The sequence below is a fragment of the Streptomyces sp. NPDC107521 genome, assembly GCF_055598485.1.
In genome coordinates this window covers 296377-322005 of record NZ_JBVKAT010000002.1, presented here as the reverse complement: position 1 = coordinate 322005, position 25629 = coordinate 296377, and the positions used below count along the sequence as shown (strand labels likewise).

Sequence of the window (25629 nt, the reverse complement as noted above, 5' to 3'; positions counted from 1 at the left end):
TATTCGGTGTCCAGTCGATTTCGGCCCGGACGGAATGGTCCCGTCCCGTCCCCGCTCGCCGTCCCGGAGAATGCGTTTCATTCTCCGCCGGAGGATGACATATCTCCTCGGGCGTGGAATTCGCCGGCAGGACGGACACGGCCGCCGGGCTCCTTCCGCCCCGGCACGGGTCACGGGGCTCCGGACCCCGTGACCCGTGCCGGTCCGAGGGAAGCGGACCTCGCCCGACGTGGGCCGATGCCCCCGGAGGTCGGCCCCGGCGGGCGTGCCCCTGCGGCGGCCCCCGCCCGCCCCCGGCGTCCGCCCCCTGTTCCGGGCCGCCCGGAAACGGGACGGAATTCCCGGCCCCCTTTCCCGGGAGGCCGGGCGTCGGACAATGCCGATTGTCCACCGGGAAGCTCCTGTATCATTGGGGCGTCACTTTGCGTCACGGAACAGCAGCCCGAACGGGAACGAAATGGCCGACCTGATCACCAGCACGGGGAATCCCGTGGTCAAGCGAATGCGGCAGTTGTCGGAGCGCAAGCACCGGCGGCGCGAGGGCGCGTTCGTCGTGGAGGGCGTCCAGCCGGTCTGGCAGGCCGTCGAGGCGGGGGCCGGGATCGAGGTGCTGGTGGTCGCCCCGGAGCTGCTGCGCTACGAGCCGGCCCTGCGCATGGTGCGGGAGCGGGAGGAGCGGGGCGTCCGGGTGGTCCGGGTCGGCGCCGGTCTCTTCACCCGCCTCTCGGAGCGGGACGGCCCCTCCGGGCTCGCCGCCATCGTGCGCGGAAGGCTGCGGGAGCTGGACGAGATCACGGTGCGCCCGGACAGCCGGATGGTGGTGCTGTACGAGGTCGCGAACCCGGGGAACCTGGGCACCATCGTCCGTACCGCCGACGCCACCGACACCGCCGCCGTCATCCTGATCGGCAAGGCCACCGACCCCTTCGACCCGGCCGCCGTGAAGGCCAGCATGGGCGCGCTGTTCAACGTTCCGGTGGCCCACGCGGAGACGGCGGACGCGTTCTTCTCCTGGGCCGCGGACCGCGGCGTCACCGTGGCCACCACCTCGGCGGCGGCCGAGAGCAACTTCTGGACCATCGGGTATCCGACCCCGCTCGCCATCCTGCTCGGCGCGGAGGGGCCGGGGCTGCCCCCGGAGGTGCTGGAGCGGGGCGACATCCGGCTCCACATCCCCATGGTGGGCACCGCGGAGTCCCTCAACCTCGCCGTCTCGGCCGGGGTGCTGCTCTACGAGGCGTGGCGCGGCGCGGGCGGCCCGCAGGGCGCGCCGGCGGGCGGCCCGCGGGGCTGAGCGCGGCCCCGCGCGGGTCCCGGGGGCGGTCCCGGCGTCCGGTTGAATGACCCCGCCGTTTGAATGACACCGCCGGGCGGCCCGCGCGGACAGTGAGTGAGAGGTCCCGATGAACATCCAGCCGATCGGTGTGCACCACCCGAAGATCAAGCACGTGCAGTCCGTCCAGAACAACTCGGCGCCCAACCCGCAGAAGCTGTTCGTCGCCGAGGGCCTCTGGGCGCACAACCTGCTGCTGGCCAACGACACCCACGTCGACACCTTCTTCTGGTGCCCCGAGGCGGCGTACGGGGACGAGGCGCGCAAGCGGGCCGAGGAGATCGCCGCGCGGGCCCGCGTCTCCTACGAGGTGTCGCTGAAGACCTTCACCCGGATCTCGGAGCGGGACAAGCCCGACGGGCTGCTGTCCCTCGCACGGCTGCCGCAGTGGGACCCGGAGGCGATCCGGTTCGGGAAGTCGGCCCTGGTCATGGTGGCCGACGGCATGGAGATCCCGGGGAACCTCGGGACGCTGATCCGCACCCTGGACGCGTGCCGGGCGGACTGCCTGGTGCTGACCAACCGCCGCACCCGGCTCACCCACCCCAAGGTGTTCCGGGCGAGCCAGGGCATGGTCCTCACCCTGCCGATCGTCGAGTTCGACTCCCCCGAGGAGGCGGTCGACTGGCTGAAGCGCAAGCGCTTCGACGTGTACCTCGCGGACACGGAGAACGCCCGGAGCTACCGCTCCTACCCCTACGAGGACCGCCGTACCGCCTTCGTCCTCGGCGCCGAGCGCTACGGGATCCCCAAGGCCTGGTACGACGCCGGGTTCAAGCGGGTCTTCATCCCCATGATGGGCTCGGCCGACTCGCTGAACGTGTCGATCTCGGCCGCCGTCATGCTGTTCGAGGCGCGGGCCCAGAAGGAGGGCTGGTAGCCCCCGGCCCTGCCCGGCCACCCTGCCCCTGCCCCCCGCCCTGCCCCCGGTCACGCCGCCCCGGCTCCCGGTCAGGCCGCCCCGGCCCCTGGTCAGGCCGCCCCGGCCCCGGTCGTCCCGTCTCCGCCCCGGCTCCCCGGCTCCGGCGCGGCCCGTGACGCCCCCCGGCCCGTCGGTCGCCCACCGCCCGCCGAACTGCCCACCGCCCGTGCCCCGGTGGGAGGGACCGCCGCACGGCGAACGGGCCCGGACCTCCGGAAAGGGGGCCGGACCCGCGCGTCAGGACCGTTGGGGGCGGCAGGGCGGCAGGGCGCCGCCGTCCCCCGGCGTACCGTCAGAACAGCCCCTTGTACCCCTTCCAGCCCGTGGCGATCTTCGTGCGGCTGCCGAAGGACCCCTTGCCGTTGCCGTTGTTGCGCCAGAGGACGCCGGAGGTGTCGCGGCAGACGATGTCCGCCCTGCCGTCGCCCGTGATGTCGCCCACGCCCACGATCGCGTTGTACGAGGCCCCCCACTTGGAGAAGACCTTCACCCGGGGCTTGAACGTGCCCTTCCCGGTGCCGTCGTGGCGCCACAGGGTGTTCGACGCGTCCTGCACCAGCAGGTCGCCGTGGCCGTCGCCGGTGAGATCGCCGGCGCCCACGATCTTCTTGTGGCCCTTCCACTTGGAGGCGACCTTGACCCGGGCGGAGAGCTTGCCCGCGCTCGTCCCCTTGAAGAGGTAGAGGTCGCCGGTCGACGCCTGGCGGGCGAGCAGGTCGGGCCGGCCGTCCCCGGTGATGTCGCCGGGCGAGGTCAGCAGGTCGTACTGGTTCCAGCCGCTGCCCAGCGAGGTGTACGGGGTGGAGGGGGTCACCGCCGCCCCGCACGCGGGCCGGTAGCCGCGCAGGGTGCCCCCCGCGAACCGGACGAGCACGTCGTTGCAGCGGTCGCCGTCCAGGTCGCCGAAGGGCACCGCCTTCACCGTGGCCGGCCAGCCGGAGCCGGACCGCTTCCCGGTGAACGTCCCCCTGCCCGTGCCGTACTGGTACGTCAGCCCGCCCGTGCCGTTCAGCGTCAGCACCTCGCCGAAGCCGTCCGAGCCGATGAAGTCGCGGTGGGCCGGGGCGGCGCCGGTGACCTTGAGGGTGCCCGACCTCGTCAGGGCCGCGCCCCGGCCGTCGGCCGGGGTGACGGTCAGCTTCCAGGTGTGGGTGCCGTTGGGGACCAGTCGTCCGGCGGTGTTCCGGCCGTTCCAGGACGGGGTCACCACACCGCGCGCCGGACCGCCGGTGAGGGTGCGCACGGTCCTCCCGGACCGGTCGGCGACCACCAGCTTCCAGGAGGCCGCGGGCTTGTTCAGCCACCACTTCGGGCTCCACGGCGCGGTCCCGCCCCGGACGTCCGCCGAGGCGGCGACCACCGCGTCGCGCTGGACGAGGGCGGAGACGGGGACCCCGCCGGGGGTCAGGCGGACGGAGCCGTCGTCGCGGAGCTGGGCGATCACCCCGGTGTAGGGGTCGACCTCCCAGTCGGAGCCCTCGGCCTTCGCCACGACGCGCGTCACGGGGGTGGCGCCGCGGACGTCGACCACCTTCACGTTCCCGCCGTCGGACGTCGCGACGAAGCCGTCACCGAGCCGGGCGGCGACCCGCCGGCCGCCGGGCTGGAAGACCACGTTGCGGCGGGTGACGGTGTCGTAGACGCCCTGGCCCTCGTTGTTGATCGCGCAGGCCCAGAGCACCCAGCGGCCCACGGCCCGGACGTCGTCGAGCAGGCAGCCGCGTCCCAGGTACACCGACGGGCCCGGCCGTCCGGTCAGCACGTCGACGGAGTCGACGCCGCCCCCGGCCCGCAGCCACAGCGTGGTGCCCCAGAGCGCCGCCACGGACCCGGTCGTCGTGTACACGGTGCGTCCGGTGTCGAGGTCGACGACCCGGGTCTCCGCCGTGCCGGTGGAGGCGTTGGCGCGGCCGGTCAGCGCGGCGAACCGGCCACTGGCCGCGGTGGCCGTCAGATAGGTGCGGGAGCCGTCGATCCGGGTGCCGGGCATCTTCTGGGAGGGCCCGAGGACCCGGGGCTGCGCGCCGGCGTCCACGCCGTGGCCGGAGACGACCGTCCTGCCGTCGCCGGTGTCGAGCAGGACCGGTCCCCTCGCCGGGTAGTTCTCCAGCGGGACCCGGCCGCGGTCGGCGCGCGTCCCGGTCGCGGCGGACCCGGCCGCCCCGGTGTCCCGGGTGTGCAGATACGTCCAGTCGCCGACCGGGTCGTTCTCCACCGTGGTCAGCCGGCCCTGGGCGAGGGTGAACCGGGAGACGGCGCGGACGGTCCGGCGGGGGTGCGCGTCGGCGATCCGGCGCACCGTCACCCCGCCGCCCCGGGCGGCCTCGACGAGGTGCACGCCCCAGCGATCCGTGTCGGGACCGCCCGCCACCAGGAGCCCGCCGGCGGGGGTCGCCACGGCCCGCCGCGACGTCCTGGCCAGCAGGGTGCGCGGCGCGGAGCCGTCCAGGGGGACGGCCTCGACGCGGGAGACCGCGCGGTCGGTGGAGTTCCGGCCCAGCTCCGCGACGTTGCGGGAGACGATGACCGAGCCGCCGACCAGGCCCAGCACCTGGGTGACGTCACCGACGGGCACGGACCGCACGGGGGCGGCCGGGTCGGCGCGGGAGGCGGCGTACAGGGTGCCGTCGTAGAACCACACCAGGTGGGTGGGGCCGAGCGCGACGAGGTGGTACCAGCTCGGCACCTGGTACGGCAGGCGGACGACGCGGCCCCGGTCGGCGTCGAGCCATCCGGTGACCTGGCTGCCGCCCGCCTCGTAGCGCACCACCTGGCCGTGCGCGTCGGCCGCGCCGATGGCGGGCCACAGGGTGGCGCCGGCCGGCACGCCCTCCACCGCGCGGTCGGCGACGGAGCCGTCCTCGCGCGCGTCCAGCAGGTGCCAGGAGCGGCCCGTGCCGGGCGTCCCGGACGTGGTGACGACGGTCGACCCGAGCGTGCTGAAGTAGGAGTGCCCGTCCGGGAGTCCGACGACGGTGACCTCGCCGGAGGCCATGTCGCGCAGGGTCACGGTCCGGGCGGCGGGGTCGTGGTGGGCGACCACGTCCGAGCCCGCCCCGGTGGCCGGGTCGGCGTACCCGTCCCCGCCGTCCGGGTCGACGACCGTGTCGGCGCCGTCGTACGTCGTCCACAGCCGGCCGCGCCCCCGCTCGTGGCGCAGGAACCCGGAGGGCCCCGCGCTGAGCAGGTCCGTGGCGGGGACCATGGCCGTGGCGGCCGGGACGATCGCGTCACCGGCGGCGGCCGCGTGCGCGGAGCCCGCCGGGAGGGTGCCGAGGCCGAGGGCGAGCGTGAGGGAGACAGCGGTGGCGGTGGCGCCTCGTAGAAGGGCACGTCTGCCCATGCGGGGACCTCTCCGGGACGGTGGACGAAGCCGTGGAGGACCGCGCGCACACCGTCGGACGGCGGGCCGCGGAGCGGCGGCACCGCGCGGGACGTACCGGCACCCCCCCCAGGCGAGTGGCCGGATCCTAGCACCCCGCACCCGTCTGACCTGCGGCTGGTGCGCCGGGGCGGGCCGCCGGGAGGCCGGAACCGGCCCGTCCGCGGGGGCGGTGCGGAAGGGGCGCGGGGCGGGGCATGACGGGGCGTGACCGGGGCGCCCGCAGGGGCTCGGGGAGGGGAGCCGCGCGCTTCCCGGCACGGCCGCCGTCCGGCAGGCCCCGGTCCTTCCTCCGGTCCGGCACGCGCCGGTGCCCTCCGTCCCGCCCCGGCCACCGCCCTCCGCCCCGGCCCGCCCCGTCGGGCGCCGTCGGGTGCCCAGCGCCGTCCGGCCCGCGTCCGGCCGTCAGCCGTCCCCCGCCTCCTCCGGGAGGAACGTCACCTGCGGTGCCCCCGTCCGGGGATGGACGGCGACCTCCGCCGCGACCCCGTACACCTCGGCCAGCAGCCGGGGGGTGAGCACCTCGGCGGGCGGGCCGGAGGCGGTGACCTCGCCCCCGGACAGCACGTAGAGGCGGTCGCAGTAGTACGCGGCCAGGTTGAGGTCGTGCAGCGCCAGCAGCACCGTCGCGGGCAGCCGGCGCAGCGTGCCCAGGACGGACAACTGGTGCCGGATGTCCAGGTGGTTGGTGGGTTCGTCGAGCACGAGGAGGGCGGGCCGCTGGGCGAGGGCGCGGGCGATGAGGACGCGCTGGCGCTCGCCGCCGGAGAGCCGGTCGAAGGGCCGGTCGGCCAGGTGGACCGCGTCCACGGCGGTGAGCGCGGAGCGGACGAACGCGGCGTCCTCGGGGGTGTCGCCGTCGAGCAGCCGCTTGTGCGGGGTCCGGCCCATCGCGACGACCTCGCGGACGGCGAGGTCGAAGTCGGCGGCCGGTTCCTGCACCACCGCCGCGACGGTCCGGGCCAGCCGCCGCACCGGCAGCGACCAGGCGTCCTCCCCGTCGACCAGGACCCGGCCGGAGCCGGGCCGCAGCACCCGGTAGACGGTGCGCAGCAGGCTGGACTTGCCGCTGCCGTTGGGACCCACCAGGCCGATGGTCTCGCCCGGCCGGGCGGTCAGGCTGACGTCCCGCACCAGGGCGCGCGCCCCGGCGGTCAGGGTGACGCCGTCGAGGGAGAGCCCGGCCGCGCTCATGCCGCCCCCCGGCCGGTGCCGCGCCGGGCGTCCCTGCGCATCAGCCACAGGAAGAACGGGCCCCCGCACAGCGCCGTGAGCACCCCTACGGGGATCTCCAGCGGGGCGGCGACGGTGCGCGCCGCGATGTCCGCCCAGACGAGGAAGACCGCCCCGCCGAGCGCCGCCGTCGGCAGCACCCGGCGGTGGTCGCCGCCGACGAACAGCCGCACGATGTGCGGCATCATCAGGCCGACGAACCCGATCGGCCCGGTCGCCGCCACCAGGACGCCGGTGACCAGGGAGAGCAGGACGAACATCCGGGCGCGGAACCGGCCCACGTCCAGCCCCATGGTGGTGGCCGCCTCCTCCCCGGCCAGCAGCAGGTTCAGCCGCCGGGCCTGCGCCATGAGCACCCCGAGCCCGAGCAGCAGGGCCGCGCAGGGCAGCCACAGGGTGTCCCAGGCGACCCCGCCGAGCCCGCCGAGGGTCCACGCGAGCACCGCGCGGGCCTCGTTGCCCCGGTCGGTGGTGAGCAGCAGCAGGTCGAGGACCGCGGTGAGCACCGCCGCGACGGCCACCCCGGACAGCACCAGGCGGGCGGAGGTGATCCGCCCGCCGGTGCGCGCGGTGGCGTAGACGAGGACCAGCGCGGCGAGCGCGCCGAGGAACGCGGCCAGCGGCAGGGAGACCGGGCCGAACAGGGTGACACCGAAGACGATCACGGTGACCGCGCCGAGGGAGGCGCCCGAGGAGACGCCCAGCAGATAGGGCTCGGCGAGCGGATTGCGCACCAGGGCCTGCAACGCGGTGCCGACCACCGCGAGCCCGGCGCCGGTCACCGCGCCGAGCAGCACCCGCGGCGCCCGGACGTCCAGCACGATGGTCTCCCGCGCCCGCGGCCAGTCCGGTTCCCCCGGGGCGGCGCCGAGCGCGTGCGCCACGATGCCCCACACCTGGCCCGGCGGGACCCGCACGGAGCCGACCGCCAGGCCCGCCGTGAGGGAGACGAGGAGCAGGGCGCCGAGCACGAGCAGGGCGACGGCCGGGGCGGTACGGCGCGCGGCGGGCTCGGCGGGCTCGGCGGGGTCCTGGGCGGGCCCGGTGCCGGGGGCCTCGGCGGCTCCGGTGCCGAGGTTCTCGGCGGTCCCGGTCCCGGTCCGGGTGCCGGTGCCGGTGGGCCCCGGTGGGGATCCGCCAGGCCCCGGCGGGGGACCGGTGGGCTCCTGTGGGGGACCGGTGGGGTCGGGGGCCGGTTCCGCGCGGTCGGGGTCCGGGGCGGCGCGGTCCGGGTCCGGCCCGGAGGGGTCCGCGTTCCGCCCGGGGGTCCGCCGCCGTCCTCCCCCCGGGGCCCGGGCCCCGGGGGCGGCGCGGGTCACCGGAAGCTCTCGGGGTGCAGCCCGCGGGCCAGGTCCTCGACCGCGTGCGCCGAGCGGATGCCGACCAGGGTGGCGGTCAGCGGCAGGACGACGAACCGCTTGTCCCGGATCGCGGGCACGTCGGCGAGCGCGGGCTGGGACAGCAGGAACCGCTTCTTCCGCTCGACGCTCCCGGCGCTGTCGTCGGCGTAGTCGTAGATGGCGATGACCTCGGGGGCGCGCGCCACGACCTGCTCCCAGGAGACGTCGCCGAAGACGTCGTCGAGGTCGGCGAAGACGTTCCGGCCGCCGGCCAGCCGGATCAGTTCGGTGCCCAGGCTCCGGCCGCCCGCGGTGAAGGCGGTCTTGTCGCCGCTGTCGTACACGAAGACGGGCACCTCGGGCTCGCCGCGCACGGCGGTGACGGCCCCCTCGACGCGGTCCTCCAGGTCGGCGACCAGCTTCCCGGCCCGGTCCGGGACGCCGAAGACGGTGCCGATGGTGCGGATCTCGTCGTAGGTGTCCCGCATCGTCACCCGCTTCCCGCCGCAGTACTCGCGGTTGAGGTGGGTGTTGATCCCGGCGTCGGCGAAGGCCTTGCGGGACCGGCCCTGGCTCTCGTCGAAGGCGCTGGCGTAGCCGCCGTAGACGAGGTCGGGATCGGCCTCCAGCACGGTCTCGAACGACGGCTCCCGCGCGGCCAGTTCCGGGACGGCCGCGTACTCCTCGGCCAACTCGGGCAGGACGGCGGAGTCGGGGAAGGCCGTGCCGACCATGCGGTCCGCCAGGCCGAGGGAGAGCATGAGCTCCGCCGGGTGCTGATGGATGGTGACCACCCGGGACGGCGGCCGGTCGTACGTGGTGCGCACACCGCAGTTGTCGACGGTGACGGGGAACCCGGCGGCGGGCCGGGCCGCCGGCTTCCCGTCGCCGTCGTCGGCCGGTCCGCATCCGGCGAGCAGGGCGACGGCCGCGGTGAGGGCGGCGGCCGCGGCACGCGCCGGGCGGCGCCGACGGGCGGGGGTGGAAGAGGACAGGGGGGCATGGGGCATGCCGTCGTACACGTAGAGCCTCCTGGGGAGTCCGCGCTCCTCGGAATGGGCCCGCGACGGACCAGTGTCCTGACTCCCGGGTCGACGCCCCTTCGCACACGACGGTGTGCGGAGCGGACGCGCTCCCCGGTCACAGTGGCGGGACCGTGCCGGACTCGCACCGGCTTCCTGACTCCCGTCGCGGCGATGACCTGGCGATAGTACGTTTCCCGCGTTCGGCGCCGACAGGGTGGTCGGGCCGGGGCCCGGCCCGGCCGCGCGCGGGGGCGGCCGGCGAGGGGCCCGGGGCGTGCGCGCCGGGGCCGTGCCCGGCCCCGCCGGGCAGCGGGCCCGGGGCCCGGCCGGGGAGCGGTGCGGGACCGGCCGTCGGGCTCGGGGGCGGGGTGCGGGTCCGGAGCCGGGACGCGGGCGCGGGGGTGCCGGGACGCGAGTGGGCGGGGGTGGCCGGTGGTCCCGTTCCGGCCCACGTGCCCGCGCCCGGTGCGGCGGCTCCGCGCTTCCGGCGGCGGCCGGCCCCGCGCCGGTCCCGGTCCGGCGACGGCCTGGACACGTGCGGGCCCGGACCCACCGTGCCCGGACCCACCGTGCCCGGGACCCCGCGCGGGCCCCCACCCGGCGACGCGCGGCCCCCGTGAGGGCCCGGACCCACGGTGCCTCAGGTGCCGCGCGATTCCGGAGCCGTGATGCCCCGGCCGCCGCGCGGTTCCGGCGGCAGCCTGGTCCCGCGGGCCGGGCGGCAGGCGGCTCGGCCCCTGGTCCCGCGGGCCGGGCGGCGGCCCGGAAACCCGGGGCGGCGGCCCGGAAACCCGGGGCGGCGGCCAGGGGCCCCGGGTGTCGGGCAGCGCACCCGGGCCCGGCCTCCCGCCCCGGGGGCCGGTGGCGGACCTGCCCCCGGCCCCTGCCCCCGGCCCCCTGCCCCCGGGTGCCGGGTGCCGGGTGCCGGGTGCCGGGCGGTGGCCGGAACCCCGGACCCGGCAACGGCCCCGGCTACCCGCTGTGGTCCTCCCACCAGGCCCTCAGCCAGGTGACCGCTGCGGCGCCGAGCGCCCCGGTGGCTCCCAGGAGCGCCCGCTGGCAGAGCCGCCGCCAGAGGGGCGGCGGGGCCGGTGGCGGGGGCTGTTCCCGCACCGGGGCACCGTGATCGTTCATCTGCGTGTTCCTCCCGCGTGTGTCGGAGTTCTCCGTGGGCCGGCCCGGACCCCAGCGTGCCGGGGCGCGGGCGCCGCCGGGAATCCCCTCCGCGTTGACACCCGAGGTCGGCAGCGGGCCGACCGTTGCCGTTCGTGGATGGCAACGGAAGCTCGCCGCCGGAAGCCCCAACGGACGTGATACTGGGCCCTGTTGAGGGGACGGTGGGTGGAGCATGGGCACACGGGACGCGGTGGGCGCGGCGCGCTTGGCACCGCTCGGGGAGGACCTCGTACCGGAGAAGCGGGCCTTCGTCGAGGACCTGCGGATGATCTTCCTCCGGCTGGGGGTGAGCGTCCGGCGGTACGCCGCGCGGCGGCACGTGGACCCCAGCACCCTGACCCGCTACCTGAAGGGCGACCGCCTCCCGGGGTGGGACTTCGTCGCCACCCTCGTCGCCGACCTCCGGGAGGAGGGGATGGCCCTCACGCCCGAGGCGGAGCAGCGGCTGCGGGAACTGCACCGCGAGGCGCTGCGGTCCAACAGGCCGGCCGGGAAGCGGCAGAAGCTGGAGGACCAGCTCGCCCGGGCCGACGAGGAGGCCCGGCGCAAGCAGGCGCACGCCCAGGCCCTGGAGGAGGCGCTGCACGACCGCGTGCGGCGGCTGTCCGAGGCGGAGGCCCGCAGCCGCGCCCTCGCCGTCGAACTCGACCGGCGGACACAGGCGCACCGGGCCGAGATCGACGTGTGGCAGGGCGAGTACGAGGAACTGGGCCGCGAGTGCCGGGACCTCCGCCAGGAGATCACCTACCTGGAGGAGGTGCTGGCCGTCACCCGCGCCGAGCTGATCGCCGCGGAGAACCAGTGCTGCGTCCTGGAATCGCAGCTGGAGACCGTGCAGGAGCTCTGGGAGGAGGCGGCGGTCGTCCCGTCGCTGATGGCGGCGCTGGAGGCCACCGACCGCACCGCCTCGGTGCCGGAACTGGTCAGTGTCGTCGGCGACCTGGAGTCGCGGACCCAGCGCGCCATGGCCAGCGAACTGGTCACCTCCGTCAGCAGGACCCGGCCGGTCCAGGAGGTCGGCGCCCTGCTGGCGGGCCTGGACGGGGCGGGACTGGGGGCGCACGCCCAGGCGGCGCTGCCCGTCCTGGTGCTCACCCGCCCGGTCGACGAACTCGGCCGGCTCGCGGCGGAACTGGAACGCTCCCGGCTGCACGACCTCGGCGCCCGGCTGCTGGGGGCGTCGGTCCGGCTGCACACCCCGCGCGACACCGCCGCGTTCGTGGCCGCCCTGCACCGAGAGCACCTCCCCGAGCACGTCGCCGTGGTGCTCGGCGCGTTCCTCGCCACGCGCGAGGTGGCTCAGGTGCTGGAGGCGGTGGAGCTGGTGCTGACCGGACCGGGGGCCGCCGTGCTGCCGCTGGCCCTGCGCGCGGCGGCGGCCGAACGCCCGGTGTCGGACATCGTGGAGATCAGCCGCGGGCTCGGCGAGAACGGCCGGCACGGCCTCACCCACGTCCTCCAGGCGGAGACCGTCTCCGTCCGCCCGGCCACCGACGTCACGGAGCTGATCGACACCCTCTCGTCCCGGGGGCTGCTGCGGGACGCCGACTTCGTGTTCGACAACGCCCAGTCGTGCAGCAGCGGCCATCTGGTGGCCCTGGTCTCCGCCTTACGCGTGGTGCGCAATCACACGGCCGCCGCGGCGGTGCTCGAACGCGCCGCGCTGACCCGCGCGCCCGCCGACGTGGCCACCCTGATCAACGACCTGCACGCGACCGGCAACGGCGTGCTCGCGTGCGACGTGCTGGTCGTCTCGGCCGCCGCCCGGACCCGGGACGACTTCCTCGCGCTGCTGCGCGCCCTCGACGGGAGGCACCACGAGGTTGCCTGGGTGCTGGGGCACGCGGCCGGGACGACCGGCCCCGGGGACGCGGCGCTCCTCTTCCGGACGCTGAACGACGTGGCGCTGCCCGCGCGCGCGGAGACGGTGCTGGCCTTCACCCTGGAGAACCGGCCCACCGGGCACGCCGGGCGGTTCCTCGCCATCCTGCACCAGGGCGGCGCCCCCGAACTCGCGCCGGACGCGCTGCTGGTGCGCGCCCGCACGATGCCGACGGCGATGGTCGCCCGGCTGGTCCTGGCGCTCGCCTCGGCGTACCTCCCGGAGCAGCTCGACGCGGTGCTCCGCGGGGGCGGGGCGGAGCGGGACGGCGGCGAGATCGCCATCCTGCTCCGGCAGATGGCCCTGGCGGACAGCCCGTTCGCCCCCCTGCGGGACTTCGTCTTCGACCGCCTGACGGAGGTGTGCCTCTCCCTGCTGCCGGCCGAGACCGTCGCCGGCCACGTCCTCGCCCTGGAGGAGGCCAGCCTCGACGCCCACGCGGCGACCCTCGTCCAGCGCGCGGGGGCCCGGTACCGGGGCGCGTTCACCTCGGAGCTGAAGCGGCTGCGCACGAAGGACGAGCAGAAGGTGTTCTCCCGCCGCTTCTGGCTGCCGGAACGCACCGGGGACCCCCGCCCGGGAGCCCCCCGCGGCTCCCTCCCCCACCGCCGGGGCCAGCACCGAAGCCCCCGGGGCCACCGCTGATCACCGGGTGCCGGTGCCCCGGGGCGCAGATGTCCCCGGTGCCCCGGGCGGCCCCGCATCCCGTCGCCCGGGCCACTGACGCCGCACCGCCACGCGGCCCGTCGGCCCCGCCTGCCGGGATGAGCCGTGCTCCCGTTGTCGGACGTGCTGGTTAACGTGTCACCACCGTTGGAGCCGGAGGGGGATTCATGCGTACACGGATCGATGTCGTCCACTGCGCGGGCTGGGATCCGCAGGCGCGGATGCCCGTGGGGACGATGACCGAGGACCGGGCGCGCGAGCGCGACCGGGCGGGAGAGCCGTACGCGGTGCTGCTCGGCGGCGGGCGCTGCTTCAGGTGAGCTGGAGGGACCACTACCTCGGAGTGTTCCTCTTCGACGAACAGGAACGACGCGTCCGCACCTATGACTACCGGGAGTTGGCGGCGGGCCTGCTGCACCTGCGCCGTTATGAGGAGTGGCGCCACCTGTCCCCGGACGAGCCGGAGTTCGAGGAGAAGGCTGGCATTTCACCCTCACCCCCAGAACCGACGGCGAGTACGCGAGCGCCGGACTGCGCCTCGGCGGCCGCCTGGAAACGGGGCCGGACCTTCCGGAACGGCACCGGACTCTGCTCCGTGCGCGGTTCGGCGGCTGGACGGCGTATGCCGACGGCCGGATGCTGGGATTCGCGGCCGATGACGCCCTGTCCCTCATGCTCGCCGCCCATGAGGAACGGCCCGAATCCCCGGCCGGAGCGTGGTCCGTCCCGAGAGGGGCCCGCCCTCGGCACCTGGAGGCCCTGTTCACCCCGGGCAGCCGCTTCGCCGACGATGAATGCGGCGTGGCGACCGTCACCGCTCCGAAGACGGCCGGTGTCCTGCGGCTGCCCACCGGCTCGGTCATAGCGGCGGACCCCGGCACTCTGCGCGAGGGCGACGAACCCTTCACCGTGCCGGTGCCGCCCGGCGGGTATCCCGTGGTGCTCGCCACCATGACGTGGGACGAGGCGGGCCGGGGGGAGACCACCGCCGCCATGCTGCGGGTTCTCGACAGGCCCGCCGTGAGCTGGGAACTCGCCGTCCGGCCCGGTCAGGACACACGATTGCTGGGCGAGCGTGAGTTCTACGGCTTCGGAGTGGACAGCGGCACGGGCTCGTTCCTGGACGCGGCGGGACGTGGTGCCCTGAGCTGTGCAAGGAGGGCGTCGAACTGGGGGAGACGGCCGATCCCGGCACGGGAGCCAAGCTGGTCGCCTACCCCAGTGGCATGGGCGACGGCTCGTACCCGGTCTGGATCGGGCGTACGGAGGAAGGAGAGGTGACCTGCATGGTGGCCGACATGCTCATTCTCCGCGACGCCCAGCCCCTGCCGCCGACAGCACCCGACCCCACCGCCTTCCTGTCCCCGGTCCCGGAGAGTGATGATCCCCGGCCCCGGCCCGGCAACGTGGAGGAGGCGTCGGATTTCATCTCCGCGATCACCGCAAGAATGGTCGAGTTCAAGGAGATCCGCATGCGGGGATAGCGAGCGGAGGCACTCCCGCACCGGTGCCCTCGGGCTCGCCGGCACCGCCTCCGCTCGGCCTGAAGGACCCCGGAGTGGGGTTGGTCGCCGCGGTCCTGCGCGTCGCGCGTCCCCCGGCGCGACCCGACCGCGTCGGGCCGGTTTGCGTCCCGGGCCTTCCTCGCCGCGGTTGCGATGGGCACCCCTCCACCGGTCTGGAAAACAAGAGAACCCCCAGGCAGCCGACCTGGGGGTTACGCATGGAGCGGGTGATCGGGTGTGATCGAGGGTGGGGGTATGCGGCGTCTGTCCCCTGCTGCGCAGGAGGATCTGCGGTTGCGGGTGGTGAGCGCGCTGGAGTCGGGGCGGGTTCGGACTTACGGCCAGGCGGCGGAAATGTTCGGGGTCTCCAGGCGGTCGGTGGGCACGTGGTGGCGGGCCAGCCGCACCGGCGGGAGGCAGGCACTGCTCACGTCGGTGCGTGAACCCAGGACGGGCAAGAGTGAGTTGATTGACGAGTCCGCCCGTGGCGCGGTGCTTCAGACGATGCGGGATCACACCCCGGCCGGTCTCGGTCAGAGCAGGGTGATGTGGATCCGCGCCTCGGTGCGGACCCTCATCCGGTTGGTGTGCGGGGTGTCGATGACCAAGCGGGGCGTGGGCAAGTGGCTGCGCCGGCACGGCTTCACCCCGCAGCGGCCCGCCCGCCGCTCCTACCGGCAGAGAGACGACGAGGTCGGCCGGTGGCTGGAGGAGGAGCATCCGGTGATCCGGGCCCGGGCGAGCGGGGAGAAGGTCGAGCTGGGTTTGGGCCGATCAGTGCGGTCTGCGCTCGGACGCCACCCCACCGGGACGCTCGTGGGCCCGGCGGAGCAGACCCCTCTGGTGCTGGTGAACAGCCGCCGCTTCAGGGGCAACATCATGTCTGCCGTCGCCTCCCGCGGGGCGCTGTGGTTCACCGTCTTCACCGGCAGATTCACCGCGAAGGTGTTCTGTCAGTTCCTCGACCGCCTCGCCCGGCGTGCCGGCCGCAAGGGTCCCGAACTGAATCCCGACGAGTTGTTGAACGCGGATCTGAAGCATCACGTCCACGCGGCCGGCGCCACCTCAGCCGGCGATCTCGCCCACGAGACCCGCCGCTTCCTGCACCGACGCCAGAAGCAACCCCACGTCATCTGCGGCTACTTCGCCGCCCGTCACGTCCGCTACACGATCCAGTAGGAATCCCATCAGTTCCGGCTCAATATCTTGCCGCCAGTGCCTTCCTGACATTCCGCAACATTGCTGCTCACGAAGACGAGGTGATGTGGTCCGAGCGGGAGACGCTGGAGCACTTGGCGACCCTGAGCGTTCTCGCCCGCTGGGTCGAGGAATGCACAGTGGAGTCCGCTGAAAACGCCGAGCGCGTCGAACTGCACCTGATGCCCGGCTACTCCACGTGGTAGCCGACCGGTACCCGGTCCATCGCAGCAAGGCCGTCCGGGCCTGGCTCCCGCCACCTGACATTGGCCGGGCTCGGGATGCCACATCGACGTGGCACCGTCACGCTGCGAGCTCCGTCGCGTTGAAACAGGCGTGAACTCGATCCTCTCGTCTGCCGAGCGCCCGCTCTCGGCCGAACATGTCCTCAGCCTTCGGCCACTGCGCGTCGCGCACGCGTGGTTGGGCCGTGGATGTCACTGCGGCCGACCTTGCGCCAGTCGCGGCTCCGGTTGATGCGGCGCGCCGGCTGTGGGCCGGCTGCGGCGACCTCGGAGGTACCGAGGCCAACAGGGGACTGGCGCGGATGCTGGAGGATCGGTCTGTGGACTTCGGTGCCGCGGGCCATATCCTGCTGGGCGCGGATGCCGTGGAAGTGCAGTCGGGTGTGCGGCCGTTCGGCGACTCCCTGCACATCATCGGGCCCGAGTGCATCGACGGTTTGCAGAGCTTGAAGGTCGTAGCGGACGCGAGGGACCGACTGTCATACGACCATCTGCAGCGTTCCGTTATCCGCCTTGAGATCTACTGCAGCCCCGAGGGAGCGTGCTCGTCGCGCCTATGACGTCGCCGATCGATATCTCAACCCTTCCACGACGCAGGATCGCTTGATCCGCTGTCCGAACATCCTCAACTTGATGCGGGAAGACTGGGAGAAGGGTGACTTCGATCCTAGGCGGGGCATGACGACAGGGATCCATGGGGAGCGCTTCTCCATGGCGGATGTGACCTCGACCCTTGCCTGCCTGTCGGTCGATTCCCGACCGATCGCGGCGAACCTTGCTGCCACGGGGGAATGCCCCTGCTTTGGCAAGTCCTTGGTGTTGCGGGGCCGAACGTTATTGACGCAAGCCAGTGCGAGGACTCGGTTCGAAGGATGTCCAGGATGTCGTTGACGGCGCCGAATACGATCGCGGCAGTTTTTCCATTCTTCCTCATGGGCTTCTTCGGTGCTCATGAACCAATTCTTCGGGCGCCCTTGGGCTGCGTGACGCTAGTGGACGCTACTTGACAGAACTCTACATAGGCCCCTCGGCCGGTGGGGCATCCTGCGAGTTCGCTGTCCCAGCCGTGTGCAACGAGGCGGCGAGGATCCGACAAACCTCAACTCGCTGCCTCTGGTCGCAGCCCTCCAGAAGTCGCTCCAGGCGGCGAAGCACTGCCAGGTCTCGCCCGCAACGTGCGATCACACCCAGGACCACGCAAGCTGGCACTACCAGCACCAACGCAGACAAGGTCATGAGTCGTAGCCCTTCTTGATGTAGTCCACGACATCCCAAGTCTTGTTGCCATACAGGCATGAACCGTGGCGATTCAAGATCACTGTGCGATCGCCGAGGTGAGCCGAGTGAGGAGAGAGCAACTCGAAAGCATTCTTCCGTGGCATGCCGTCAGCGATGCCGTGGGCCAAGAAGTTTGCACAGAGTGTCTCCACGGTGTCGCCGCAGCACCACTCGATGACAAGATCGCCGGAGTGATGCGTGTAGCAGTTGGCGAATCCGTGCGGCTCTGCTGTTCTGTTCACCAACCGTGGACAACGCAGAATTCGACTCATCAACAGATCGCGCACCCGTAGGTCCGCGCTGCCTTCCGAGTTGGCCCACTCCTCGGCCTCCTGCCTTTCGTCGCGAGAGATGCCGCCAGGGCCACGCTTCCAAAGAAGCACTTCATCCTCGCGCGCAGACGGCAGACGCATGCAACCGTGATCGGAGCGGGTCACGGTGACTTGCGCCGGGCCGAGGGCGTCGTGGAGAACCACGCGGTCCCCGTTCCCTCGGATGCGAAGCCCGGGGACTCCGCGGATGCCTCCGTAGATGTGATCGAACCGCGGCAGGAGCTCACGCAGAACCTCGTCCGCCATGTCGGACTCCAGGGTCAGTTCCAAGCTCTGATCATCTGGCCGCGCTTCACGCACTCCAAGAAGAGCACCGTTGAGTTGACGGTCCTTGAAGCTGCTCGCCAACACATGGGCCATGTGCGCTTCTAGACGGCGCTGATGAGGATCGGCGGCGTCTGCGACAGAGGATCCGAGATGGACGTTGGCCTGCCGGGCGAGCCTGGAAGCAGTCGAGAGCGTGAGTGACGTCTGGTTGCGGATCTTCTTGGCCAGACGGTTGGTGTTGCCTGAGCTGGACATACGTAGGCCCTCCTTGTTTGCCGCCCGGCGACGACAAGAAGAGACAGATCGGATGTCCTAAGGCGTACTGACTGCTAACTGCGGGTGACTCTCAAGAGCCCACTGCTCGCTCCGACGCCGGGACCGGATGTAGCGAGACACGCTGCCGCAGCAGCGCCGCACACAATGTACACCAGGATCTTGCACTCCATCCGGAGAATGGACGGCCTTTCGGCGCAGGGCACGGCACCCTCAAATTGATCTAAAGGAAAAACAAACCCCAGGTCGCTGACCTGGGGTTTCATTATGGAGCGGGTGACGAGAATCGAACTCGCGCTCTCAGCTTGGGAAGCTGATGTTCTACCATTAAACTACACCCGCGTTGCACTGCGGAGCCGGTCGAGCCGGTGTCCGGATGCTCGCTCACTGTACCCCATCGCAGGCCCCCGGCGTTTCGCCTCGTGGGGCCTGAAGGTGTTTCAGGGGGTGATCCGGCTGCGCCGGGGGCGGCTCGGGGCGTACCGTGGGGCCGCGTCCGGCAGGTGCCCGCGAGGGGCGGAGTGCCGCCTGGAGCACAGTCTCTTTCATCCCGTAATGTGGCTTTCGTCGTCAGGGTAGTCCAGCCAGACGCGGCTCTTGGGGAAGGGACTTGAAGGACTTGATGGAGCGCACCCTCGTCCGCTGTGCCGATGGGCACGTGTTCACCGCCAGCTCGTTCCCGATGCAGCAGGCCGAGCGACTCGGCCCCGGCCGGCTCGTCCGATGTCCGCGGTGTGCGCGGCTGCGGAGTGCCGTGCCGGTGGGAGCGCGCAAGCGGTAGCGCACGCGCGCAGGCGCGGGCACGTCCCACGGGGACCCGGCGCGTGGGGTGGCGGCTGGTTGTCGCCGCTCCGCGCGCTTTGCGTATCCTCGGTGCGTGCTTCTCTCAGACAAGGACATCCGGGCCGAGATCGACGCCGGGCGGGTCCGTATCGATCCCTTCGACGACTCGATGGTGCAGCCGTCCAGCATCGACGTGCGCCTCGACCGCTACTTCCGGGTGTTCGAGAACCACCGGTACCCGCACATCGACCCCTCGGTCGAGCAGGCGGACCTCACCCGGCTCGTGGAGCCGGAGGGGGACGAGCCCTTCATCCTCCACCCCGGTGAGTTCGTGCTGGCCAGCACGTTCGAAGTGATCACGCTGCCCGACGACCTCGCCTCGCGGCTGGAGGGGAAGAGCTCCCTCGGCCGCCTCGGGCTCGTCACGCACTCCACCGCCGGCTTCATCGACCCCGGCTTCTCCGGGCACGTGACGCTGGAGCTGAGCAACCTCGCGACGCTGCCCATCAAGCTGTGGCCGGGCATGAAGATCGGGCAGCTCTGCCTGTTCCGGCTGACCTCGCCGGCCGAGCACCCCTACGGCAGCGAGCGGTACGGATCGCGGTACCAGGGGCAGCGGGGACCGACGGCCTCCCGCTCCTTCCTCAACTTCCACCGGACCCAGGTGTGAGCGGGGCACACGGATGAGCGAGGCGCGCGGATGAGCGGCACACGGGAGAACCTGAGCTACGAGCAGTTCGGCACCGCCGTCCGCGAGCTGGCGCAGGCGGTCGCCGACGACGGCTACGAACCCGACGTCGTCCTCTCCATCGCGCGCGGCGGCGTCTTCGTGGCCGGCGGGCTGGCGTACGCGCTGGACTGCAAGAACATCCACCTGGTCAACGTGGAGTTCTACACCGGGGTCGGCACCACGCTGGAGATGCCGGTCATGCTCGCGCCGGTGCCGAACGTCATCGACTTCTCCGACAAGAAGGTCCTCATCACCGACGACGTCGCCGACACCGGCAAGACGCTCAAGCTGGTGCGGGACTTCTGTCTGGACACGGTCGCCGAGGTGCGCAGCGCGGTGATCTACGAGAAGTCCCACTCGCTCGTCCGCTGCGAGTACGTCTGGAAGCGCACCGACGACTGGATCAACTTCCCGTGGAGCGTCCTGCCTCCGGTGCGCAAGTCCGGCGAGGCGGCCAAGGGGAGCAAGGAAGCGCTCTGACGTGTGACGATTCGCACGCCATGCCCGAGGCCCCCGGTGATCGGTGGATTCCGGGGCCTCGGCCCGGAGACGTGAGTATCCCTCTGCTGTTCCGTGATCAGCGGCATCGTTCACCGTCGGTGATGTCGCCCGGTGATGTCGGCTCGACGGGCCGTGCGCCGACGGCCGACCCGCTTGCGCGCTTTCGACCGCTGGCCGGGTGACGTATCCGAGGCGAAGCATGTCCGTATGCGCCAAATCCCACCATCGCTTTTAACTTAAAGCTCATGAGAGATCACTTTCTGTCACCATTGATGCGGCGGCTGTCGGCGTTGACGGCCGCCGTGGCCGTCTCGGTAACGGTTGCGGCGGGCGCCGCCTCGGCCGATGGGGGGACCTTCCTCGGCCGTCTGCATACCGTGCGTAACATTGCCTCCACGGTCCCCGCGAACGGCGACGTGAACCCCTACGGCACGGCCGTGGTCGAGCGCGACGCCGGGAAGCTCCGCCGGGGCAACGTGTTGGTCAGTAACTTCAACAACAGCCGGAATCAGCAGGGCACGGGCACCACCCTGGTCCAGATCGGCCCGCGCGGCACCGCCAGGCTGTTCGCCCGGATCGACCCGGCCCACCTGCCCGGCGAATGCCCCGGCGGTGTGGGGCTCACCACCGCCCTGAGCATCCTGCCCGGCGGGTGGGTCGTGGTGGGCAGCCTGCCGACCACCGACGGCACCTCTGCCACCGCCCGGGCGGGCTGCCTGCTGGTGCTGGACAGCCACGGCAAGGTCCGCAGGACGTTCGCCGGAGGCGGCATCAACGGACCGTGGGACATGACCGCCACGAGCCACGGCGACCGTACCGACCTGTTCGTCACCAACGTGCTCAACGGCACCGTGGCAGGCGGCGGCAGCGAAGTGGACCGGGGCACCGTCCTGCGCATCACCCTTGAGCGGCACGGCAACCAGCCGCCGAAGCGGGTGAGGACCACCACCATCGGATCGGGCTTCGCCCAGAAGACCGACCCCGCCGCCCTGGTGATCGGCCCGACCGGCGTCGGCCTCGCCAAGGACGGCTCGCTCTATGTCGCCGACACGGTCGAGAACCGGATCACCGTCATCCCGCGCGCGCTGACCCGGAAGACCAGCGCCGGCACCGGCCGGGTCGTCAGCAGCGACCGCAAGCTCAACGGCCCCCTCGGCCTCGCCATCGCCCCCAACGGCCACATCCTGACCGTCAACAGCGGTGACGGCAACATCGTCGAGACCACACGAACGGGTCGCCAAGTGGCATTCCGGCAACTCGACGCGAGCGGTACCCCGCCCGGCGCGGGCGCGCTGTTCGGCCTTGCGGTGGACTTGGACCGGGACGCCGTGTACTTCGTCGACGACGCCACCAACTCCCTCAACGTCCTGCACTGATCTACGGCAGGCGCGGAGGTCCCGGGTCTCTCCGGGGCCTCTCACCTGCACGCACCCGGCAGGATGCGAACCCGCGGCGTCCGCTTCGGGAGCGGGGCCGGGCGGTCACGGGGCCGACCCGCGGGATTCCCCGATTGGAGCGGTACGGCCCTCCCGTCCGCTCAGTGCCCGCGAATCCCCGTGGTTCCCCGCCCGTTCCGGTACGAGAGCGGCACGGCCCGTGGAGCGCGCCATTCCCGCGCCTACTGGAAAACGTCGTGGCGCGAGTCGCCGTGGGTTCAAATCCCCCGCCCGCCGCCCGGGTTGAGGGCTCCCGGAGACCGCCCCGCCGTCGCGCGCCGGGGCCCTTCCGCGGTCCCGTCCCGGGGCCCTTCCCGCGGTCCCGTCCCAGGGGGCCTCAGCCCCCGCCGGGCCCCACGGCTCAGAACGTGCCGAGCTTCACGATCGACAGCAGCGCGACGAGCTGGATCGCGGACGCGCCCAGCGCCCTCGGCCAGGGCAGGTCGTGGGAGCGGCCGACCATCAGGGTGAGCAGCGCGCCGCCCGCGATCCAGGTCGCCCAGCCGAGCAGCTGTACGAAGGGCGCGTCGCCCCCGGCGAACATCGCGACGACCAGGCGCGGCGCGTCCGTGATGGACATGATCAGCATGGAGAGGCCGACGGTCGGCTGCCACGCCCCGTCGCCGCCGAGCTGGCGGGCCAGGGTGTGGGTGACCACGCCGAGCACGAAGGCGCTCAGCACCAGCGCGACGGCGGTGATCAGGACGATCGGCACGGCGTTGGAGAGGGTGGCGTTGATCGCCTCCTCGCGGGCCCCGTCGAAGCCGAAGACCGCCAGCAGGCCGTAGAGGAAGGTGACGACGAGGGCGGGGACCCACATCGTGTAGTCCCGCATCCTCAGGAAGGTCTGGTTCGGGGCGACGACGATGCCCTTGAGCAGCTCCTTCCAGCGCAGCGGGGGGCCGGCCGGACCGGGCGGCGGGGCCGCCGCGCCCGCGCGGTAGGTCTCGCCCTGGCTGTAGGGGTCCTCCCCGAGCGCGAACGCCTGCGTGTGGCCGGGGTTGTTGGCCGCGTAGGGGTCGTACGGGGGCTGGGGCGCGGGGGCGCCGTGGCCGCCGTGCGGTCCCTGCGGGCCCGGGGGGTAGCCCCCGTCACCGAAGTACTCCGGCTCCCCGTGTCCTCCCGCGTGCCCACCCCCGTGCCCCCCGGCGTGCGCCTGCGGCCAGGGTGAACCGCCGGGGGCGCCGCCCCCGTACGGCTGCTGGGGGTACGGGGGCCGGGGCGCGGCGGGGCCGCCGTACGACGGTCCCCGCGGCGCCTGCTGCCCGTACGGAGGGTGTTGCGGTCGCGCGTGAGGAGCGCCGTCGTCCCGGCCGCGTCCGTTCCTGAATCCAGCCACGCCCTCGAACGTACCCGGTCCCGCCGCACCGCGTACCGGAGCCCTCCGCCCCGGCCGGGCTTTGCGGCCGAGCTGTGACATCCCCTACGGGCCTTCCCCGAGGCGGCCCGGGCGCCCGCCCGCGCGTCCCCCAGGGGGTGGGGGAGCACGCTGCCCGGGAGGGGGACAACGGAACCCTCGCCCCCGTGCGGCCGGGCATCCCCGGCCGCATGCCGCGGGCATCCCCGGCGCCGTTCCGGCGGGCACCCCGGCCCCCGTGGGCGGCGTCCGGGGACGGCGGCGCCCCCGGGTCGGGGGACCCGGGGGCGCCGGCCGTCGGTGCCGGGCGGGGTGCCGGGCGCGGGCGGCTACTTCACCGGCTCGGGCTCCGGCGCGCTCTCCGTCTCCGCCTCGCCCGCGGGGTCGGCCGGGGTCCTGACCGACTCCAGGAGCAGCTGGGCGACGTCCACGACCTGGATGGACTCCTTCGCCTTGCCGTCGTTCTTCTTGCCGTTGACCGAGTCGGTCAGCATGACCAGGCAGAACGGGCAGGCGGTGGAGACGATGTCGGGGTTGACCGACAGGGCCTCGTCGACGCGCTCGTCGTTGACGCGCTTGCCGATCCGCTCCTCCATCCACATCCGCGCGCCGCCCGCGCCGCAACAGAAGCCGCGTTCCTTGTGGCGGTGCATCTCCTCGTTGCGGATGCCCGGGACGGCGGCGATGATCTCGCGCGGCGGAGTGTAGATCTTGTTGTGGCGGCCCAGGTAGCAGGGGTCGTGGTAGGTGATGATGCCCTCGACCGGGGTCACCGGGACCAGCTTGCCCTCGTCGACGAGGTGCTGGAGCAGCTGGGTGTGGTGGACGACCTCGTAGTCGCCGCCGAGCTGCGGGTACTCGTTGCCCAGGGTGTTGAGGCAGTGCGGGCAGGTGGCGACGATCTTCTTCGCGGAGCGGGGCTTGCGGGACTCCTCGGTGACCCTGCCGTCCTCGTCGGTCTCCTCGCCGAAGGCGGCGTTGAGGGTCATCACGTTCTCCATGCCGAGCTCCTGGAAGAGGGGCTCGTTGCCCAGGCGGCGGGCGGAGTCGCCGGTGCACTTCTCGTCGCCGCCCATGACGGCGAACGAGACGCCCGCGATGTGCAGCAGCTCGGCGAAGGCCTTGGTGGTCTTCTTGGCGCGGTCCTCCAGGGAGCCCGCGCAGCCCACCCAGTACAGGTACTCGACCTCGGTGAGGTCCTCGATGTCCTTGCCGACGACCGGGACCTCGAAGTCGACCTCCTTGAGCCAGGCGAGCCGCTGCTTCTTGGCCAGGCCCCAGGGGTTGCCCTTCTTCTCCAGGTTCTTGAGCATCGTCCCGGCCTCGGAGGGGAACGAGGACTCGATCATCACCTGGTAGCGGCGCATGTCGACGATGTGGTCGACGTGCTCGATGTCCACGGGGCACTGCTCGACGCAGGCGCCGCAGGTGGTGCACGACCACAGCACGTCGGGGTCGATCACGCCGCCGGTCGCGAAGCCGGACTCGGAGAGCTCGCCGAGGGGGCCGACCAGCGGGCGCTCGGCCTCGGCGAGGGCCGCGGCGGGCACCTCGGCCAACTGCTCCCGGCTCGCCCGCTCCTCGCCCTCCGCGGTCCTGCCGCCGCCCGCCAGCAGGTACGGCGCCTTGGCGTGCGCGTGGTCGCGCAGCGACATGATGAGCAGCTTGGGGGAGAGCGGCTTGCCGGTGTTCCAGGCGGGGCACTGCGACTGGCAGCGCCCGCACTCGGTGCAGGTGGAGAAGTCCAGCAGGCCCTTCCAGGAGAACTGCTCGACCTGGGAGACGCCGAAGACGTCGTCCTCGCCGGGGTCGGTGAAGTCGATCGGCCTGCCGCCGGAGGTCATCGGCTGGAGCGCGCCCAGGGCGGTGCCGCCCTCGGCGTCGCGCTTGAACCAGATGTTGGGGAAGGCCAGGAACCGGTGCCAGGCGACGCCCATGTTGGTGGTGAGCGAGACCGTGATCATCCAGATCATAGTGGTGCTCAGCTTCACCATCGCGGTCAGGTAGACCAGGCTCTGCAGGGTGCCGAGGCCGAGCCCCTTCAGGGCCAGGACCAGCGGGTACGAGGCGAAGTAGGCGGCCTCGTAGTGGTCCACGCCGTGGAGCGCGCCCTCCAGGCCGCGCAGGGCGTAGATCGCGAGGCCGATGACGAGGATGACGTACTCGACGAAGTACGCCTGGCCCATCTTCGAACCGGCGAACCGCGACTTGCGGCCGGGCCGCGAGGGCAGGCTCAGCAGGCGGATCACGATGAGCACGGTGATGCCGAGCACCGTCATCGCGCCGATGAACTCGATGTACATCTCGTACGGCAGGAAGCCGCCGAGGACCGGCAGCGTCCAGTCGGCCTTGAAGAGCTGGCCGTAGGCGGTGAGGACCGTCGGCGGCAGGGTCAGGAAGCCGATCGCGACGAACCAGTGGGCGACGCCGACGACGCCCCACCGGTTCATGCGCGTGTGGCCGAGGAACTCCCGGACCAGGGTCACGCTGCGCTGGTACGGATTGTCCGTCCGGGTGCCGGCGGGCACGGGCTGGCCCAGCCGGAAGTACCGGACGAACTGGCCGATCGCGCGCGCGAGCAGCGCGACGCCGACCACGGTCAGGACCAGCGACACGATGATCGCGGCGAGTTGCATGAGGGCTCCTCGGGCCTGCGAGGCGGTTCTGCAGCGGCTCTGCTGACTCCGCTGGTGATGGTGGTCGAGATTACTGAGCGGTAACTTACCCGGCTGGTCCGAGACTACCCGCAATCTCCTGCCGCACTGT

General features: G+C 72.7%; 20 protein-coding genes, 1 tRNA gene and 1 riboswitch. Of the genes, 12 read left to right on the top strand and 9 right to left on the bottom strand.

All coding sequences use genetic code 11. The features are described 5' to 3' along the window. The first annotated feature begins 457 nt into the window (after window positions 1-457). Entirely contained in the window at window positions 458-1294 is an 837-nt protein-coding gene (locus tag ACZ7LB_RS04525) for a TrmH family RNA methyltransferase (RefSeq protein ID WP_471465348.1), read from the top strand. Window positions 1295-1403: 109 nt separating this feature from the next. Further along, the gene (locus ACZ7LB_RS04520; RefSeq protein WP_471465347.1) at window positions 1404-2213 is read left to right on the top strand and encodes a TrmH family RNA methyltransferase; all 810 of its coding nucleotides are present in this window, start codon (window positions 1404-1406) and stop codon (window positions 2211-2213) included. A gap of 334 nt (window positions 2214-2547) precedes the next feature. On the opposite strand, the gene ACZ7LB_RS04515 is transcribed toward ACZ7LB_RS04520, so the two are convergent. From ACZ7LB_RS04515 to ACZ7LB_RS04495, 5 genes are all read right to left on the bottom strand, one after another. Then, window positions 2548-5598 carry an FG-GAP-like repeat-containing protein gene (locus ACZ7LB_RS04515; RefSeq protein WP_471465346.1) on the bottom strand — a complete coding sequence of 1017 codons (3051 nt, stop codon included), beginning with the start codon at window positions 5596-5598 and terminating at the stop codon, window positions 2548-2550. A 444-nt stretch (window positions 5599-6042) separates the two neighbouring features. Continuing rightward, complete coding sequence (locus ACZ7LB_RS04510) at window positions 6043-6831, bottom strand: ABC transporter ATP-binding protein (RefSeq protein ID WP_471465345.1); 789 nt, start codon at window positions 6829-6831, stop codon at window positions 6043-6045. Next, window positions 6828-8189: a FecCD family ABC transporter permease gene (locus ACZ7LB_RS04505; RefSeq protein WP_471465344.1), complete on the bottom strand. Its 1362-nt coding sequence runs from the start codon at window positions 8187-8189 to the stop codon at window positions 6828-6830. The genes ACZ7LB_RS04510 and ACZ7LB_RS04505 overlap by 4 nt, the downstream gene beginning before the upstream one ends. After that, complete coding sequence (locus ACZ7LB_RS04500) at window positions 8186-9232, bottom strand: ABC transporter substrate-binding protein (RefSeq protein WP_471465343.1); 1047 nt, start codon at window positions 9230-9232, stop codon at window positions 8186-8188. Before ACZ7LB_RS04500 ends, ACZ7LB_RS04505 begins: the two co-directional genes overlap by 4 nt. Before the next feature lie 30 nt (window positions 9233-9262). Continuing rightward, window positions 9263-9430: riboswitch (cobalamin riboswitch) on the bottom strand. Window positions 9431-10207: 777 nt separating this feature from the next. Further along, window positions 10208-10369, bottom strand: a complete 162-nt coding sequence (locus tag ACZ7LB_RS04495) for a hypothetical protein (protein ID WP_471465342.1) — start codon at window positions 10367-10369, stop codon at window positions 10208-10210. 214 nt (window positions 10370-10583) lie between these two features. On the opposite strand from ACZ7LB_RS04495, the gene ACZ7LB_RS04490 reads away from it, so the two are divergent. The 7 genes from ACZ7LB_RS04490 to ACZ7LB_RS04460 all read left to right on the top strand — a co-directional run bounded on the left by ACZ7LB_RS04490 (window position 10584) and on the right by ACZ7LB_RS04460 (window position 16466). Further along, window positions 10584-12938 (top strand): hypothetical protein, encoded by a 2355-nt coding sequence (locus ACZ7LB_RS04490; protein ID WP_471465341.1) that lies wholly within the window; start codon window positions 10584-10586, stop codon window positions 12936-12938. Window positions 12939-13126: 188 nt separating this feature from the next. Beyond that, window positions 13127-13279, top strand: coding sequence for a hypothetical protein (locus ACZ7LB_RS04485; RefSeq protein WP_471465340.1), 153 nt, complete (start codon window positions 13127-13129; stop codon window positions 13277-13279). A gap of 316 nt (window positions 13280-13595) precedes the next feature. Next, window positions 13596-14240, top strand: coding sequence for a DUF4241 domain-containing protein (locus tag ACZ7LB_RS04480; RefSeq protein WP_471465339.1), 645 nt, complete (start codon window positions 13596-13598; stop codon window positions 14238-14240). Further along, window positions 14186-14443: a hypothetical protein gene (locus ACZ7LB_RS04475; protein WP_471465338.1), complete on the top strand. Its 258-nt coding sequence runs from the start codon at window positions 14186-14188 to the stop codon at window positions 14441-14443. The genes ACZ7LB_RS04480 and ACZ7LB_RS04475 overlap by 55 nt, the downstream gene beginning before the upstream one ends. 276 nt (window positions 14444-14719) lie before the next feature. Continuing rightward, window positions 14720-15643, top strand: a complete 924-nt coding sequence (locus ACZ7LB_RS04470) for a winged helix-turn-helix domain-containing protein (RefSeq protein ID WP_471465337.1) — start codon at window positions 14720-14722, stop codon at window positions 15641-15643. After that, window positions 15598-15867 carry a TIGR02391 family protein gene (locus tag ACZ7LB_RS04465; RefSeq protein ID WP_471465602.1) on the top strand — a complete coding sequence of 90 codons (270 nt, stop codon included), beginning with the start codon at window positions 15598-15600 and terminating at the stop codon, window positions 15865-15867. The genes ACZ7LB_RS04470 and ACZ7LB_RS04465 overlap by 46 nt, the downstream gene beginning before the upstream one ends. A 224-nt stretch (window positions 15868-16091) precedes the next feature. Continuing rightward, window positions 16092-16466, top strand: coding sequence for a hypothetical protein (locus tag ACZ7LB_RS04460; protein ID WP_471465336.1), 375 nt, complete (start codon window positions 16092-16094; stop codon window positions 16464-16466). A 672-nt stretch (window positions 16467-17138) separates the two neighbouring features. On the opposite strand, the gene ACZ7LB_RS04455 is transcribed toward ACZ7LB_RS04460, so the two are convergent. Continuing rightward, window positions 17139-18038, bottom strand: coding sequence for a hypothetical protein (locus tag ACZ7LB_RS04455; RefSeq protein ID WP_471465335.1), 900 nt, complete (start codon window positions 18036-18038; stop codon window positions 17139-17141). Between the two features lie 286 nt (window positions 18039-18324). After that, window positions 18325-18398: transfer RNA gene (locus ACZ7LB_RS04450), tRNA-Gly, on the bottom strand. Between the two features lie 535 nt (window positions 18399-18933). On the opposite strand from ACZ7LB_RS04450, the gene dcd reads away from it, so the two are divergent. From dcd to ACZ7LB_RS04435, 3 genes are all read left to right on the top strand, one after another. Continuing rightward, complete coding sequence (gene dcd, locus ACZ7LB_RS04445; protein WP_471465334.1) at window positions 18934-19509, top strand: dCTP deaminase; 576 nt, start codon at window positions 18934-18936, stop codon at window positions 19507-19509. Window positions 19510-19539: 30 nt separating this feature from the next. Beyond that, the gene (locus ACZ7LB_RS04440; protein ID WP_471465333.1) at window positions 19540-20049 is read left to right on the top strand and encodes a phosphoribosyltransferase; all 510 of its coding nucleotides are present in this window, start codon (window positions 19540-19542) and stop codon (window positions 20047-20049) included. Window positions 20050-20447: 398 nt separating this feature from the next. Beyond that, window positions 20448-21446: an NHL repeat-containing protein gene (locus ACZ7LB_RS04435; RefSeq protein WP_471465332.1), complete on the top strand. Its 999-nt coding sequence runs from the start codon at window positions 20448-20450 to the stop codon at window positions 21444-21446. Window positions 21447-21867: 421 nt separating this feature from the next. Here the strand turns inward: ACZ7LB_RS04435 and ACZ7LB_RS04430 are convergent, their stop codons facing one another. Next, entirely contained in the window at window positions 21868-22926 is a 1059-nt protein-coding gene (locus ACZ7LB_RS04430) for a Yip1 family protein (RefSeq protein WP_471465331.1), read from the bottom strand. Window positions 22927-23192: 266 nt separating this feature from the next. Next, the gene (locus tag ACZ7LB_RS04425; RefSeq protein WP_471465330.1) at window positions 23193-25499 is read right to left on the bottom strand and encodes a (Fe-S)-binding protein; all 2307 of its coding nucleotides are present in this window, start codon (window positions 25497-25499) and stop codon (window positions 23193-23195) included. Window positions 25500-25629: the final 130 nt, after the last annotated feature.

Bases quoted from the DNA above. Each gene is read 5' to 3' on its own strand.
- ACZ7LB_RS04525 (WP_471465348.1), top strand. From the start codon at position 458: ATGGCCGACCTGATCACCAGCACGGGGAATCCCGTGGTCAAGCGAATG.
- ACZ7LB_RS04520 (WP_471465347.1), top strand. From the start codon at position 1,404: ATGAACATCCAGCCGATCGGTGTGCACCACCCGAAGATCAAGCACGTG.
- ACZ7LB_RS04515 (WP_471465346.1), bottom strand. From the start codon at position 5,598: ATGGGCAGACGTGCCCTTCTACGAGGCGCCACCGCCACCGCTGTCTCC.
- ACZ7LB_RS04510 (WP_471465345.1), bottom strand. From the start codon at position 6,831: ATGAGCGCGGCCGGGCTCTCCCTCGACGGCGTCACCCTGACCGCCGGG.
- ACZ7LB_RS04495 (WP_471465342.1), bottom strand. From the start codon at position 10,369: ATGAACGATCACGGTGCCCCGGTGCGGGAACAGCCCCCGCCACCGGCC.
- ACZ7LB_RS04490 (WP_471465341.1), top strand. From the start codon at position 10,584: ATGGGCACACGGGACGCGGTGGGCGCGGCGCGCTTGGCACCGCTCGGG.
- ACZ7LB_RS04485 (WP_471465340.1), top strand. From the start codon at position 13,127: ATGCGTACACGGATCGATGTCGTCCACTGCGCGGGCTGGGATCCGCAG.
- ACZ7LB_RS04480 (WP_471465339.1), top strand. From the start codon at position 13,596: ATGCTGGGATTCGCGGCCGATGACGCCCTGTCCCTCATGCTCGCCGCC.
- ACZ7LB_RS04475 (WP_471465338.1), top strand. From the start codon at position 14,186: ATGGGCGACGGCTCGTACCCGGTCTGGATCGGGCGTACGGAGGAAGGA.
- ACZ7LB_RS04470 (WP_471465337.1), top strand. From the start codon at position 14,720: ATGCGGCGTCTGTCCCCTGCTGCGCAGGAGGATCTGCGGTTGCGGGTG.
- ACZ7LB_RS04455 (WP_471465335.1), bottom strand. From the start codon at position 18,038: ATGTCCAGCTCAGGCAACACCAACCGTCTGGCCAAGAAGATCCGCAAC.
- ACZ7LB_RS04440 (WP_471465333.1), top strand. From the start codon at position 19,540: ATGAGCGGCACACGGGAGAACCTGAGCTACGAGCAGTTCGGCACCGCC.
- ACZ7LB_RS04430 (WP_471465331.1), bottom strand. From the start codon at position 22,926: ATGTCACAGCTCGGCCGCAAAGCCCGGCCGGGGCGGAGGGCTCCGGTA.
- ACZ7LB_RS04425 (WP_471465330.1), bottom strand. From the start codon at position 25,499: ATGCAACTCGCCGCGATCATCGTGTCGCTGGTCCTGACCGTGGTCGGC.